Source organism: Sphingomonas sp., assembly GCF_031361285.1.
Lineage (GTDB): Bacteria > Pseudomonadota > Alphaproteobacteria > Sphingomonadales > Sphingomonadaceae > Sphingomicrobium.
Genome location: NZ_JANMCO010000103.1, coordinates 1 through 14,248, shown reverse-complemented (window position 1 = coordinate 14,248; position 14,248 = coordinate 1). Strand labels below are relative to the sequence as shown.

Annotated in this window: 11 protein-coding genes; 4 read left to right on the top strand and 7 right to left on the bottom strand. The window is 63.8% G+C overall.

The window, feature by feature from the left end; all coding sequences use genetic code 11:
• Positions 1 to 89: 89 nt before the first annotated feature.
• Both RMO25_RS09530 and purD read right to left on the bottom strand, forming a co-directional pair.
• A complete protein-coding gene (locus RMO25_RS09530; protein ID WP_309662369.1) occupies positions 90 to 551 on the bottom strand; it encodes a hypothetical protein in 462 nt (153 codons plus the stop codon).
• Positions 548 to 1,804 carry a phosphoribosylamine--glycine ligase gene (gene purD, locus RMO25_RS09525; RefSeq protein ID WP_309662368.1) on the bottom strand — a complete coding sequence of 419 codons (1,257 nt, stop codon included), beginning with the start codon at positions 1,802 to 1,804 and terminating at the stop codon, positions 548 to 550. Before purD ends, RMO25_RS09530 begins: the two co-directional genes overlap by 4 nt.
• Between purD and xseA the strand changes: the two genes are divergently transcribed.
• Both xseA and RMO25_RS09515 read left to right on the top strand, forming a co-directional pair.
• Positions 1,803 to 3,200 carry an exodeoxyribonuclease VII large subunit gene (gene xseA, locus RMO25_RS09520; RefSeq protein ID WP_309662367.1) on the top strand — a complete coding sequence of 466 codons (1,398 nt, stop codon included), beginning with the start codon at positions 1,803 to 1,805 and terminating at the stop codon, positions 3,198 to 3,200. The two genes, purD and xseA, sit on opposite strands and share 2 nt — an antisense overlap.
• A 4-nt stretch (positions 3,201 to 3,204) precedes the next feature.
• Complete coding sequence (locus RMO25_RS09515; protein WP_309662366.1) at positions 3,205 to 3,408, top strand: DUF2093 domain-containing protein; 204 nt, start codon at positions 3,205 to 3,207, stop codon at positions 3,406 to 3,408.
• Between the two features lies 1 nt (position 3,409).
• Here RMO25_RS09515 and RMO25_RS09510 read toward each other — a convergent pair whose 3' ends face one another.
• A complete protein-coding gene (locus RMO25_RS09510; protein ID WP_309662365.1) occupies positions 3,410 to 3,943 on the bottom strand; it encodes a hypothetical protein in 534 nt (177 codons plus the stop codon).
• A 219-nt stretch (positions 3,944 to 4,162) separates the two neighbouring features.
• On the opposite strand from RMO25_RS09510, the gene RMO25_RS09505 reads away from it, so the two are divergent.
• Complete coding sequence (locus RMO25_RS09505) at positions 4,163 to 7,267, top strand: TonB-dependent receptor domain-containing protein (protein ID WP_309662364.1); 3,105 nt, start codon at positions 4,163 to 4,165, stop codon at positions 7,265 to 7,267.
• A 53-nt stretch (positions 7,268 to 7,320) separates the two neighbouring features.
• On the opposite strand, the gene RMO25_RS09500 is transcribed toward RMO25_RS09505, so the two are convergent.
• Positions 7,321 to 8,334, bottom strand: coding sequence for a hypothetical protein (locus RMO25_RS09500; protein ID WP_309662363.1), 1,014 nt, complete (start codon positions 8,332 to 8,334; stop codon positions 7,321 to 7,323).
• A 105-nt stretch (positions 8,335 to 8,439) separates the two neighbouring features.
• Here RMO25_RS09500 and RMO25_RS09495 point away from each other — a divergent pair, with 105 nt between their 5' ends.
• Positions 8,440 to 9,657 carry an aspartyl/asparaginyl beta-hydroxylase domain-containing protein gene (locus RMO25_RS09495; RefSeq protein WP_309662362.1) on the top strand — a complete coding sequence of 406 codons (1,218 nt, stop codon included), beginning with the start codon at positions 8,440 to 8,442 and terminating at the stop codon, positions 9,655 to 9,657.
• Between the two features lie 5 nt (positions 9,658 to 9,662).
• Here RMO25_RS09495 and RMO25_RS09490 read toward each other — a convergent pair whose 3' ends face one another.
• From RMO25_RS09490 to RMO25_RS09480, 3 genes are all read right to left on the bottom strand, one after another.
• Positions 9,663 to 11,129 (bottom strand): sulfotransferase, encoded by a 1,467-nt coding sequence (locus RMO25_RS09490; protein ID WP_309662406.1) that lies wholly within the window; start codon positions 11,127 to 11,129, stop codon positions 9,663 to 9,665.
• A 66-nt stretch (positions 11,130 to 11,195) separates the two neighbouring features.
• Positions 11,196 to 12,644, bottom strand: coding sequence for a sulfotransferase (locus RMO25_RS09485; protein WP_309662361.1), 1,449 nt, complete (start codon positions 12,642 to 12,644; stop codon positions 11,196 to 11,198).
• A partial coding sequence (locus RMO25_RS09480) for an AAA family ATPase (RefSeq protein ID WP_309662360.1) occupies positions 12,641 to 14,248 on the bottom strand: 1,608 nt, incomplete at its 5' end. The genes RMO25_RS09485 and RMO25_RS09480, both read right to left, overlap by 4 nt.

The following is a 14,248-nucleotide window of genomic DNA, read 5'->3' as shown; positions in this document are numbered from 1 at the left end:
TCGGCGCCGAAGCTCCACCAGATAAACCAGCCCGAGGCCGGCGCTAAAGCTGACCAACGCAACCGCGAACGCCTCGACGAACAGCGGCATCATTTGGCTCCGCTGGAGGCTTGGGGTGGGGTGGCCCAGCGGACGTCGGCAACGCCGTGAATGTCGTCCAGGATCTGGACCAGCTGGCCCCGCTGGAATTCATCCGCCGGGCCAGACAGGACCAAGCGCCGCCGCAACGGATCGCGCTGCAGCCGAGCGTCGACCTGGGTCATTTCGAGATGGTCGAGCGTCGCCCGCGCAGAACTCTCGACCCGCGACGTCAGCCGTTCACTCCCGCCCAACGGCCCGCTCCACAGCATGGCCGCCGCCAGCGCGGCCACAGCCCCGCCGCCAAAATAGATTTTGCGGGTGCGCTGCCATTCTTGACTCTGTATTGCCCCTCCTGCCGACCGATCGCGACTAGCAATCCGCAATTGCCGGAACGCCAGCTGCCCCGCGACAGCGCCAATCACGATTCCGGCCACGAAGATCGGCCAGAAATACTCCCAGAGTGGGTTCACGACACCCGCTCCAACTCGCGCCAGCCAATGTCGCGGCGATGAAAGCCGTCGGCGAAGTCGATCGCGTCGACGCCGCGGTAGGCGCGGGCGCGGGCATTGGCGAATGTCTCGGCGACGGCAGTGACGGCCAGCACCCGCCCGCCCGTGGCGATCAGCCCGTGGTCGCCGGTCGCGGTCCCGGCATGGAATATGGTCACACCTTGTATCTGCTCGGCCGCTTCGATTGCACGGATGGCGCCGCCGCTGACCGGAGTCCCGGGGTAGCCGCGCGCAGCGACGATGACCGTCACCGAATGCTTGTTGGCAAGGCGAGGCGGCGCGATGCTCGCCAGCTGACCGGCCGCTACCGCGTACAAAAGCTGGGCGAAATCGCCGTCGATCAGCGGCATGATCGCTTCGCACTCCGGGTCGCCGAAGCGAACATTATATTCGATCAGCTTGGGTCCGTCGGTAGTCAGCATCAGTCCGGCATAAAGGACGCCCGAAAATGGTGTGCCGGCCGCCGCCATCGCCAAGGCCGTCGGGCGGACGATTTCGTCCATCGCCCGCGCTTCCAGATCGGCGGTCAGCACCGGCGCCGGGCAATAGGCGCCCATCCCGCCGGTGTTGGGCCCGGCGTCGCCCTCGCCGACGCGCTTGTGGTCCTGCGCCGAGGCGAGCGCCACCGCCGTCTCGCCGTCGACCAATGCGAACAGGCTCGCCTCTTCGCCCTCGAGGAATTCCTCGATCACCATCGGCCCGTCGCCGGCAGCGGTGATTGCCGCCTCGGCCTCGGCGACCGTCATCGCCACCGTGACGCCCTTGCCGGCGGCGAGGCCATCGGCCTTGATCACCACTGGCGCGCCGAACCGTCCGAGCGCGGCCCACGCCTCGGCCACAGTCTCGACCCGTTCGTAGTCGGCGGTCGGGATGCCGTGCGTGCGGCACAGATCCTTGGTGAAGCCCTTCGAGCCTTCGAGCTGGGCGGCGGCGGCGTTGGGTCCGAACACAGCAAAGCCGGCGTCGCGCAGCGCATCGCCGACGCCCGCGACCAGCGGCGCCTCGGGCCCGATCACGACCAGGTCGATCGCCCGGCCCCGCGCCAGCGCAATCACGGCATCGGCGTCCAGCGGGTCGGCGGCGACACATTCAGCCCATCGTGCGATCCCGGGAGTGCCGGGCGCGGCGAGCAATGCTTCACAGCTTGGCGATTGCCTCAGGCGCCAGGCGAGCGCATCTTCGCGGCCACCGGAACCCAACAGCAGGATGTTCATGGATCTTCCCGACGACAAGACTGCCGGCCTGTTAGCCGAGGAGCGTCCCGGCGACAATTCGCCGCCGCTGACCGTCAGTGAACTGTCCGGCGACCTCAAGCGGATGATCGAGACGGCGTTCGACAAGGTCCGGGTGCGCGGCGAGATTTCGGGCTTCAAGCACCATGCGTCGGGCCATTGCTATTTCACCTTGAAGGACGATTCGGCGAATATCGACGCGGTCATCTGGCGCGGCTCGATTGGCGCACTGGCGTTCAAGCCCGAGGATGGCGCCGAAGTCATCGCCACCGGCAAGCTCACCACTTATCCCGGCCGCTCCAAATATCAGCTGGTCATCAGCCGCATGGAGCTGGCCGGCGAAGGCGCCTTGATGGCGCTGCTCGAGCGCCGCCGACGCGCGCTGGCCGGCGAGGGGCTGTTCGACGCGGCGCGCAAGCGGCCCCTGCCGTTTCTGCCGCAAGTCATCGGCGTCGTTACGTCCCCGACCGGCGCCGTCATTCGCGATATCCTTCACCGGCTTGAGGATCGCTGCCCGACGCATGTCCTGATCTGGCCAGTGCCGGTCCAGGGCGAAGGCGCGTCGGGCAAGATTGCGGCGGCGATTCGCGGCTTCGCGGATGTCACTCCGCGCCCGGACCTTTTGATCGTTGCCCGGGGTGGCGGCTCGATCGAGGATTTGTGGGCGTTCAACGAGGAGGAAGTCGTCCGTGCCGCGGCCGAATCGCCGATCCCGTTGATTTCGGCGGTCGGGCATGAGACCGACACGACACTCATCGATCATGCGTCCGATTTGCGCGCACCAACGCCGACGGCGGCGGCCGAGCTTGCGGTGCCGGTCCGTGCCGAATTGTTCGCTGAACTCGCCGACCTTGGCCGCCGCGGCGCGCAATGCCTCGGCGCCCGCGCCGACCGCGCCCGCGAACGTCTTGAGGCGACCGCCTGCCGCTGGCCGCAGCCCGAGGCTTTGTTCCTGCCTGCCATCCAACGCACCGACGAGCTTGGTGAGAGGCTGCCTCGCGCGCTCGCCGCGCGCGCGAGCCATGCGCGCGCCGATTTGAACGCCGTCGCGCCGCGCCTCCGGGTCGAATTGGTCAAGGATCGCATCCTCCGCGCCGGTGAACAACTGGCGTCGCTGTGGCGGCTGGCCGACCTCGCTCATCCCGAGCGGCCCCTCAAACGCGGCTTCGCGCGGGTCACCAGCCGTGCCGGGAAAACTCTGTCGCGGGCCGCCGACGCCGTCGCCGAGCGGCTCCTGACCCTGCACTTCGCTGACGGCCAGGTCGAAGCCATCGCCGGGGAGAGCGCTCCCCCGGCCACACCGAAGCGGGTTGAGCGCCAACCAGCGCGTCCCTATCTCCCACCTCAGCCGGGCCTGTTCGACGAGCCCAAGGAGTGATCAAATGCTAATGAGGGGCGCCGGGAAAGTTGCCCGGCTGCAGTATCTGCCCAGTACCTTCCGGATGATCTCGGACGGCGATCACGTGATTTGCGCGGTGACCGGCGTCGCTATCCCTTTGCACGAGCTGCGCTACTGGAGCGTCGCGCGGCAGGAACCCTATGTCGATGCGGCCGCCAGCCTGCGCGCGGAGCAGAAAGCCGGCTGACCTAGCCGACTCGGCGGCCCTTAACCCCACGCTGTCCGTTGATGCGAACGAAGTAGCTACCCATCGGACCACGTTTGATCGAGATCTTCTGGCCGGACTTGGGATCCCTTAAGCTGATCGAAGTCTCTGTCGTCTCCCACACCGCATTGCCCTCGGTCAGAATGATTCGGAATTTGCCATAGCCGATCGAGCCTGCCGCTTTGATGGTGGTTTCGATCTCGTCGGCTACATCATTGGCACTCTCATCGCCGGCGAAGAAGGGTAGCTTGGGCATCGAAAATCCAAATAGCGAGCGGCGCGCCTGGCGCAGTTCGCCTCGATCGACGACGCTGACCTGGCCACTGCGGGCGGCGGCAACCAGCGTTGCTGATGTCTTGTCGAAGCAGGCAAGGCGCTGGGTAGGATCGGAAATCGTTCGGCATTGATCGAGGGCCGTGACCAACGGCGATTGCGGGGGCGGGGCTTTCGCGGCAGCAGATACGGCACCCAGCGCGGCGATTGCGGCGATTGAAATCATCCGAGTGGCAACGCGCATTTCCATTCTCCCTTGGGGCTGACCCCGCGCAATTCCTGACCAAGTTTGGCCGGAAAGCAACCTGTGCTCCAAATGCCACAGGCAGCCATGATTTGTGTTCGCTGGCCAACGTTCGATTGCTTTGAGGCCGCGCTTCACAATAGGTAGCCTGTGACAAGAGCCGGGGTCCGGCCGCAAAGTCATGGCCATGCGCCACGTGTATTCGAAGAGGGGAATAGAATGTCCAAGAGCTATCTCAAGGGGTCGCTGCTCGCGACGACGGTCATCGCCGGTTTCGCCATTGCAGTTCCGGCTTATGCGCAAGATGCGCCGCCTCCGCCCGCAACGACGGATGAGGGGACGACTGCCAACACCGGACCGGGCGCCCAGCCGGCCGAAGCCGTTCCCGCAGCTCAAGACGAAGGCGGCGAAATCGTCGTCACGGGTACACTCATTCGCAACCCGAACTTGACGTCGTCATCGCCGGTCGCGGTCATCGGACAGGAAGAAATCCAGCTTCGTCAGCCGACTTCGGCCGAACAAATTCTTCGCACCATTCCCGGCGTCACGCCGAGCCTCGGCCAAAACGTCAACAACGGCTCAAACGGTACGGCGCAAGTCGATCTTCGCGGCTTCGGCTCGAAGCGTAACCTGGTCATGCTCGATTCGACCCGCCTCGTTCCGGCCAACACGGGCGGCGTGTTCGACTTGAACAATATCCCGATCGCGCTGATCGACCGGGTCGACGTGCTGACGGGCGGCGCCTCGACGACCTACGGCGCGGACGCCGTGACCGGCGTGGTCAACTTCATCACCAAAAAGGATTTCGCCGGCGTCGATCTCCAGCTCAGCGAGAACATCACCGAGCGGGGTGACGCGAACGTCTTTCGTTCTGATCTGACCCTCGGCGCCAACTTTGACGATGGCCGCGGCAACGCCGTCCTCTCCGTCAGCTATATCGAATCCGATCCGCTTTACTTCGGCGACAGGCGGATCGGCGCGTGCGTGGTCAACTCATTCAGCGGTTTCTGCGGTGGCGACTCCGCGACCTCAAGTCCAACGGCGTTCCAGTTCACTGCAGAGCAGAACGCCCTGGCCGGGTTGCCGCCGGGCAACATTCAGACTCCGGTTGGAGCTAATGGACTGCTTGTTCCGCAATATTCGGTCTTCAACTTCAACCCGTACAATCTCTATCAAACCTTGTTCAAGCGCTACAATTCATATGGCGCGGCGCATTACGACGTCTCGGACAAGGTCTCGGTCTATGCCCGTGCGATCTTCTCCAAGAATTACACGAGCAGTATCGTCGCTCCGTCGGGTGTGTTTGGTGAAGGGCTGTTCGTTCCGGGCAACAATCCGTTCCTCTCGCCGACGGTTCGCGACCAGTTGTGCACCATCAACGGCATTGCGCTGGGCGCGGCTTGCAACACCAACCCGGCTATTCCGCTCGGTTATGTGTATCGCCGTACGACCGAGGTTGGCCCCCGCATCGACCAGCAAAACACCACCATGTTCGATTTCAAGGCGGGCGCGCAGTGGAACATTACGAACAGGATCAATTTCGACATCTATGGGGCCTACGGTGAATCCGCGATCCAGCAGCGCCGCCAGAATTACGTTCTGCGCACAACTCTGCAACAGGCATTGAACGCGGATAACACAACCACCTGCACCAATGTCTTATTCCCGGGCGCACCAGTGCCCGCCGGCTGCGTGCCTTTGGACCTGTTCGGACCTCCGGGCAGCATCACGCCCGCGATGGCACGATTCATCGGCGGCACGGAAAGCACCATCAACCGCGGAGCGACGCTTGCCCAGGTTCATGCCGTCGTGTCCGGCGACTTTGGCTGGACACTGCCTTGGGCGACGACACCCGTCGCATTCGCTCTCGGCGCGGAGCACCGCGACTACACCGCTTTCACCCGTCCGGACTTCCTGGCCCAGCAGGCGGGACAGCTCGGCGGCGCCGGCGGCGCGATCTTGCCGGTCGAGGGCGGCTATACTGCCGAGGACGCGTTTGCCGAGTTGATCCTTCCGATCGCGGCCGACCGTCCGTTCTTCCAGGAACTCCAGATCGAAGGCGGCTACCGCCGGTCGCATTATGTTGTGAATGCTCCGGGCCAGCCGACGTTCAGCGCCGATACCTACAAGATTGGCGGAACCTGGGCCCCGATCGATGCCGTCAAGTTCCGCGGCAACTGGCAACAGGCGGTGCGCGCGCCGAACATCTCCGAGCTGTTCGCTCCCGTGGTCACCGGCTTGACCGCGCTCTCTGCCGATCCGTGTTCGGGCGCGCAGACGGCGGGTCAGGTCACGGGGACCAATCCGCTCAACCCAAACCTCTTGGATCCGAATTTTGTCGCAGTCTGCCTGGCGCAGGGCGCATCGCCGGGGTCGATCGGTACCATCCCGCAGCCGACGGCGGGTCAGGCCAATGCCACCGGCGGCGGCAATCCGCTCTTGAAACCGGAAACTTCGCGCAGCTGGACGGTCGGCGTGGTGCTCTACCCGCGGTCGATCCTTCCGGGCTTCAACGCCACGCTCGATTATTACAATATCAAGATCAAGCAAGCGATTAACGCTCCACTGCCGGCCGACGTGATTAATGCCTGCTTCGCCAACATCACCGCGGCTTCGGCGACAAACCCGGCCTGTACGTCGATCCGTCGCAACCTGAAGAGCGGCGGCCTCAGCGGTTCGACCGCGAACGTTCAGGGACTTCCGGTGCCGCTGAGCAACTCGGGTAGGTTGGAAACCGATGGCTTCGATCTCACGGCCAATTATCGCCGTAGCCTCGGGTTCGCCGACCTCATCTTGAACTTTAACGGCAACTACACACGGACGGCGAAGTTCTTTGCTTCCGACAGCATAACGACGGCGCCGAACTGCCCGGGCTTGTACAGTGCCAACTGCGGTATCGCATTGGGTCAGCTCCAGCCGAAATGGAGCTGGAACCAGCGGACCACGCTGTCCTTCAAGCCAGTCGATGTGTCGCTGTTGTGGCGTCACCTCGGCAGCTTCAACTATGAGTTCGCCGATGTTGCCGGCAAGACATTGTGCGATCCGACCAAAGGCTGCACCGGCGTGATCCGCGGTGGCTCGTTCGCTGGCGCGCCGTTTAATCCCAACCACATTCCGGCGTTTGACTATTTCGATATGACGGCCCGGTTCTCGATCACGGATCATTTCGACCTGACCTTGTCGGCCTTCAATCTCTTCGACAAGCAGCCGCCGATTGTCGGCAACCAGGCCGGCACGACCACCGCTGGTAGCGGCAACACCTTCCCGTCGACTTACGACGCGTTGGGCCGCCGTTACGGTGCTGCGGTACGGGTCAAGTTCTAGACTTCGGTCTAAGCTAGCCAATTAAGGGCGGGCCTTCGGGTCCGCCCTTTTTTTTAGATCAGCGATGCCGGCAGCTCGAGCGGGATGCTCGCGGTCTGGGCGACAATCTTCGCCCACGCTTCCACCTTGATAATCTCGTCCCCATAGCTTGCGCTGGCTGCCGCATAGTCCGCTTCTCGGGCCGCTCGGTCGTAGGTCCCGCCGTCCTTGGAGTTGCGTTGCATCGGGCCCGTCTGAGCAAACTCGAGCTGACTGCCGCTGAATTCGAGACCAAACAGCTTTGCCGCCGCGCGGAGCGACTCGGTTGGCTCATCCAGGAAACGCTTGCTATCGATCGTCCGGACACGGTTGGGGACTGCCGCGGCCAACTCGGCAAAAAGGGCTTGTTGCCCAAGCCAGGCGCTGGCCGCGATTTGCAAGTCGGTTTGCCCGAAAAACTGCTCGTCGCTGAAACCGAGTCGCTGCATCCGTGATTCGGTCCGCATCGACAGGAACAACTCGCGCGCCCAAAGTCGGCCGTCGATACCTTTCTTGGCGATCGAGGTCAGGAAATCGCGCAGCGGCGCATGCATCAGAATAGCCGCCGATGCCGGTCGCAACCGCAGCATGGCCATGGCCAGGCCATTGACCACCGTCGACGGTTTGACGATCGCCGCTTTGTCGCCGTCAAATGGCCGCGACAGCAAAGCAAGACTGTCATTGAGCAATTGCCCCACTGGAGCTGGCGCCGCGCCCCGCTTCCGCCATCCGATGACGTCGTTCAGAATCATCGGCTCGCTGAACGTCGTCGCCAGCCCGGGTTGGTCAAAGCAGCTGGAAAACAAGGTCGAACAACAAAAACCTGAGTGAAAAACGAAGTGAATCGGTGCGGTGGCGGGCGCGACCTGCCCGAGGCTCGCGCGCGATGCCGCCGCGAACGGCTTGGCGGGAAGATATTGGTCGGTCAGGAACGGAACCGAAGCCCGCGTTGCCCGGTCATATTCGACAAACCGTATTTGGTCGCTGCTCTCGTCATAACGATGCGCAAGCCACTGCGGTCCAAGCCTGTGGTTCGTATCAATGGCCAAAATAAACTCCTTGCACCGATTACGGCTGCCGCGCTTGCGCGTCCCCACCCCTTGTGATTATCCCGCAGGATGGCGGAAGCGGCATTGGAAATACAGAGCAAGCTAATGGCGGCCGCCAGCGCACGGCAACGCGGCGAACTACAAGAAGAGCTGCGCCAGCTTGATCAAGCGCTGTCATTGGGCCCCGACAACCCGATTGCCCTCAATGCCCGCGGCATGCGCGCCCTGGCCGATCAGCAACCGGCGGCAGCGGCCCAATTCTTCGCCAGGGCAACGGAAGCTGAGCCACGTGAGGCCACGTTGTGGATGAATCTCGCCACCGCTGGCCGCGCGCAGGCCGACGCCGACGCAGAACGTCGGGCGCTCGACCGGGCGCTCGAACTGGACCGGTTCCACTTTATGGCGCTGCTGCGCAAGGCCGAGCTTGAGGAACGTTGCGGCCGCACCCGCGAAGCGGTGCTGGGCTGGAACGCGGTCGTCCAGGTGGCCGCATCAATCGTCGATCGACCGCCGATGATGGACGAGGCGATTCGTCGCGGCCAAGCCTATCTCGCCGCGCAGGTGGTTGACTTGGCCGCGAATCTCGACCGCGAGTTCGGCGCGGATCGCGCGGCTGATCCGGACCTGCGCCGGTTTAACGCGTGCATGGACCATTTGCTTGGCCGGCGCGCCATCTACCGCAATGAATGCCAGGGCATTCAATATCCGTTCCTTCCCGCCGACGAGTTCTTCGACAAGCGCCTGATGCCCTGGCTCGCCGATGTCGAGCGCCACACCGACGCCATTCGCGACGAAGCCCTGGCGCTGCTGGAGTCACCCGGCGAGGCGCTGCGGCCTTATATCCGCATGGACAAGGGGATGCCCGAGAACAAATGGACGGCGCTCGATCAGTCGCTCGATTGGGGCGCCTGTTTCCTGTGGGAATATGGCGAGCCGAACCCGGCGGTGCTCGATCGCTGTCCTGCCACCGCCGCGGCGCTCAAGCTCGCGCCTCAGAACCGCATCCCGGGGAAAGCGCCTTCCGCATTCTTTTCGATCCTCAAGCCCGGGGCGCACATTCCCCCGCACATCGGGGTGACCAACACACGCGCCATCATCCATCTGCCGTTGGTCGTCCCCAAGGGGTGCTGGCTCCGCGTTGGCGGAGAGCGCCGCGAATGGGTCGAAGGCGAGGCGCTGGCATTCGACGATACCATCGAGCATGAGGCCGAAAACCCGACCTCGGAGCGCCGGATCGTGCTGATTTTCGATGTCTGGAACCCGCACTTGACGACCGCGGAGCAGGACCTGCTGATCCGTTTTTACAGCTTGCAGCAGGATTGACTGGGCTAGACCTCGAGCAGGCCCATCGCGATTAGCTTCTGACGCGCTGCTGCAAGTTCGATCGCATAATTGCGCCACCGTCCTGACGAGCCCGTGTGCAGGGCCTTGCGGGCCTGCCAATTGCTCGCTGTCCGAACGATCGCCGACCCTGCGTCGGGGTCGAGACATGAATCGTCCCAGGCAAGCCCGAGAAACGCCAACAGGCCCTCTAGAACCGGCCGCGGCTCGGCGACCAGTCGATCATAATCCACGGTGTGGATATCGCCGCCGTACAACTGCTGCCAATGGCGCATCAGCCGGCGGTATTGGCCGTAATAATGGACGATATCGTCGAGCCGCTCGCTGTAGCGAATCGTGTCGGCAAAATAGAGGAAAAGGACCGACAGGAAATTGTCGAGCGGATGGCGGACCGTGAGGACGATACGCGCATTGGGGAACAGCGCCTTGATGAGCCCGATGTGCAGGAAATTGTCCGGCCGTTTGTCCGTAGCCCGCTTCGCGTCTGGATAGAGGCGATGCAATTGCTGCAGATATTTATCGCGCAGTACGTGCAATCGCTCTGACGAAGCCTGGCCCAGTGCTTGAGGGTAGGGATGCAGATCCTCGGCAACTATCGCTGGAATGAACTCGAGTTCGCCGCCCGCTGTAATGGCCGGATGCCGGCCAAGCAGCTGCTCAACCAGGGTCGAGCCCGAGCGGAACATGCCGCAAATGAAAATCGGACTGCGCTCGGCCGGAAGGGCATCGTCGGATTGCGGCGGCGGCAATGCGATGAGCGCGTCAACCAGTCGCTCCTGGGCAAGCGGATCGTAGCACATATTTGCCGGCCGAACGCTGGCGCCGATTCGGTTGGCGTCGATAATCGCCTGAAATGCCAGCGGAAACATCCCTGCCGCATCAAGCGCGTTGCCCAGCGCGAAATGGATTTCGGCGGCATCTTCTGCCCGGTACGAACCCTTCCCAAGCGCGGTCCTGAGCAAAGTAACGGCCCGCTCCGGTTCCCCTTGGTGGACATCGATCGCGGCCAGCCGCGCCACGGCCCGACCGTTATCCGGCGCGGCCTGCAAGGCTTTTTGATAAGCATCGCGAGCCGCGCCGCTGTCGCCGAGATCCTCGTATAAATTGCCCAGGTTGAGCCACGCCGACACGGCGTTGGGATTGGCCGCCACGGCCAGGCGAAGCTCCGCCGCCGCGTCGCTCGCCCTGTGGAGATATTCCGAAAGGATCACCGCGCGGTTGAGATGCACCTCTTCCGGGCTGGCCACGCCGCGGTTCAGAGCTTCGCCATATGCCTCAAGCGCCGTTTCATATTGCCGCGCCATGCGCCGCGAATAGCCAAGGTTGAACCAGCTATTGGCATCGTCGGGCCGAAGCTGGGTCATCTGCTGGAAGAGTTCCGCGGCCTCGGCGGCGCGCCCCTGGCGAAGGCACTGGACTGCCCCGGCACTCAGTGCCTGCCAATCCTGGTTCATCGTTTTCACGCGGTCCTTCGTTTCCCGAGAGGTCGGAATAGGCGCCAACCTTTGCGCTCGTCCACTTTAGAGTGCCGTCAGCGCGGCCTGCAGCGGCCCCAGATGGCTGGCGTAGTTCCGCCAGCGGCCCGACGAGCGCTTGTACAAAGGTTCACGCACTTGCCACACGCTGGCGGTCCGCACCGCCCGCCCCGGGCGATTGAATTCGAGGCAGCCTGCGTCCCAATCGAGGCCACAAAATTCGAGCAGCTCGCGGACAACCACGTCGGGATTATCGACCAAGGCATCGTAATCGACATCGAGAATGTCGTCGCCATAAAGCGATTTCCAATGCGCCATTAGCCGGCGGTATTGGCTGTACCAGTGCGCCGCATCCTCGAGGTCGAGCGCGTAGGACATTCCGGGATCGAGGTGGAGGAAATACATCGACAGCAAATTGTCGGCCGGGTTGCGGCATGTGTGGACGATCCTGGCGTTGGGAAAAATGGTCTTGATGAGGCCGATGTGCAGGAAGTTATCCGGACGCTTGTCCGTGACGATTTGCTCCGGTCCCGGTTGGGCAGGCAGGCCGCCGAGGTAGAAATCTCGCCATTGCGCGATGGTGTTCGCATCGGCCGTCGCGACCGACCGGGGATAGTCCGCGATGCCGGCGACCAGCGTTGGCAAAAGGTCGAGCTCGCCGCCGGCGGTGACGCGGCCGTGGCCAGCCAGGATTTGTTCGACGAGGGTCGATCCGGAGCGATACAGTCCGCAGATGAAGATGGGGGCAGGGGCGGCTCCGTCGGCGAGTTTCGGGCGGTCGAAGGTTTCGATCAACCGGTCGATCAAACCTTCCTGCGCGGCGCGATTGTAATGCGCTTTCGATCCAGCGGCGGCGCGACTTGCCGCGTTGGCTGCGACAGCGGTGGCGAATGCATCGTCATATTGCCCGGCCGCGTCGAGAATCGCCGCCCGCGCGAAGCCGAGGCCGGCCTGCTGCGACGCGGTCGCGCCGGGCTGCTCGATCGCGCTGCGCAACCGCGCTTCGAGTTCGTGATCAAGCTCGGGGGACAGCGATGCGGTCGCCAGCCGAGCAAGCGCGAGCGTGTTGCCGGGCTCGATGTCCAATACGCGGATGTACGCGTCGCGGGCCGGATCCCGTTCGCCGAGATCTTCACACACATTGCCGAGATTGAGCAAAGCCTGGACGTAACGCGGGTTGCGATCTAGCGCGGTCCGTAACTCGCGCTGCGCGTCGAGAGGGCGATGCAGATAATCCGAGTAGATCGCCGCCCGATTGAGGTGGACCTCTTCGGGCTTGGCGACATGGTGATCGAGCGCTTGCTGGTAGGCGGCGAGCGCGTCCTCGAACGCGCGGGCCTGGCGTTGCAGCCAGCCCAGATTGTACCAGCTGTCGGGCAGGTCAGGCTTGGCCGCGAGCAACATCTTGTAGGCGGCAATCGCCTCGATGACGCGGCCGGCGGCGCGCAGCCGCGATGCCTCCTGAAGCAGTGCCTGCCAATGCTCCTGTTTCACGCTTGCTTCGCGACCAGGGTCAGCTTGAGTTGACCGTCGCCTTCGTCGACGCGGACGGTCGCGCCGTCGGGGATTTCCCCGGCGAGGATCTTGTCGGCGAGCGGGTCCTGAAGGTGCTTTTGCACCGCGCGTTTCAACGGCCGCGCGCCATACACTGGATCGTAGCCGACCCGGCCCAACCAGGCGCGAGCGCCGGCGGTCAACTCCAGCGTCACCTTGCGGTCGTCGAGCAGCTGCTGCAGCCGTGCCACCTGAATATCGACAATCGGGCCCATGTGCCCGGCGGACAGCCGGTGGAACAGGATGATCTCGTCGAGGCGATTGAGGAATTCCGGCCGGAAATGGCCGCGCACGACGTCCATCACCTGGCTTTCGACCTTGGCTACATCCTCGTCCTCGCCCAGCGACGCCATATACTGGCTGCCAAGGTTCGACGTCAGTATGATGATGGTGTTGGTGAAATCGACCGTGCGCCCCTGGCCGTCAGTCAAGCGGCCGTCATCGAGCACTTGCAATAGGACGTTGAATACGTCGCCGTGGGCTTTCTCGACCTCGTCGAACAACACCACTTGATAGGGGCGGCGGCGGACGGCCTCGGTCAGCGCCCCGCCTTCTTCATAACCGACATAGCCGGGGGGCGCCCCGATCAGCCGCGCGACCGCGTGCTTTTCCATATATTCCGACATGTCGATGCGGACCATTGCCGAAGAATCGTCGAACAGGAATTCGGCCAGCGCTTTGGTCAGCTCGGTCTTGCCGACACCGGTCGGGCCAAGGAACAGGAATGATCCGAGTGGTCGGTTGGGGTCCTGCAGGCCGGCCCGCGCGCGCCGGACAGCCGACGAAACGGCTTTCACCGCTTCTTCCTGGCCGATCACCCGGGCGCCGATGGTCGTTTCCATCTGCAGCAATTTTTCGCGTTCGCCCTCCATCATCCGCTCGACCGGAATCCCGGTCCAGCGGCTGACGACTGCGGCGATATCCTGGTCGGTCACTTCTTCGCGCAGCATCGCGCCGTGGGTCGCCGCCTCGGCCTCGGCGAGCTGTTTTTCGAGTTCGGGGATGCGCCCGTACTGGAGCTCACCGGCGCGCGCGAGATCGCCGCCGCGCTGCGCCTGCTCCAATTCGAGCCGCGCCTGGTCAAGCTGTTCCTTGAGCTTGGCCGCGGCGCCGATCTTGTCCTTTTCGGCCTGCCAGCGCTGGGTGATCTCGGCCGACTGCTGCTCAAGATTGGCGAGCTCCGCCTCGAGCTTGGCCAGCCGCTCCTGGCTCGGCTTGTCGCTCTCTTTCTTCAGCGCCTCACGCTCGATCTTCAGTTGCATGATCCGCCGGTCGAGATTTTCAATTTCCTCGGGCTTGGATTCGACCTCCATGCGGATGCGGCTGGCGGCTTCGTCCATCAGGTCGATCGCTTTGTCGGGCAGGAAGCGATCGGCGATGTAGCGGTTGGACAGCATCGCCGCGGCGACGATCGCGGCATCGGTAATCCGCACGCCGTGGTGGAGCTCATATTTCTCCTTGAGGCCGCGCAGGATCGAGATGGTGTCGGGGACCGTCGGTTCGCCGATGAACACCGGCTGGAAACGCCGCTCGAGCGCCGCGTC

Excerpts from the sequence above, each read along its gene's own strand:
- RMO25_RS09505 (WP_309662364.1), top strand. The coding sequence starts at position 4,163 with ATGTCCAAGAGCTATCTCAAGGGGTCGCTGCTCGCGACGACGGTCATC.
- xseA (WP_309662367.1), top strand. The coding sequence starts at position 1,803 with ATGGATCTTCCCGACGACAAGACTGCCGGCCTGTTAGCCGAGGAGCGT.
- RMO25_RS09510 (WP_309662365.1), bottom strand. The coding sequence starts at position 3,943 with ATGCGCGTTGCCACTCGGATGATTTCAATCGCCGCAATCGCCGCGCTG.
- purD (WP_309662368.1), bottom strand. The coding sequence starts at position 1,804 with ATGAACATCCTGCTGTTGGGTTCCGGTGGCCGCGAAGATGCGCTCGCC.
- RMO25_RS09515 (WP_309662366.1), top strand. The coding sequence starts at position 3,205 with ATGCTAATGAGGGGCGCCGGGAAAGTTGCCCGGCTGCAGTATCTGCCC.
- RMO25_RS09495 (WP_309662362.1), top strand. The coding sequence starts at position 8,440 with ATGGCGGCCGCCAGCGCACGGCAACGCGGCGAACTACAAGAAGAGCTG.
- RMO25_RS09490 (WP_309662406.1), bottom strand. The coding sequence starts at position 11,129 with ATGAACCAGGATTGGCAGGCACTGAGTGCCGGGGCAGTCCAGTGCCTT.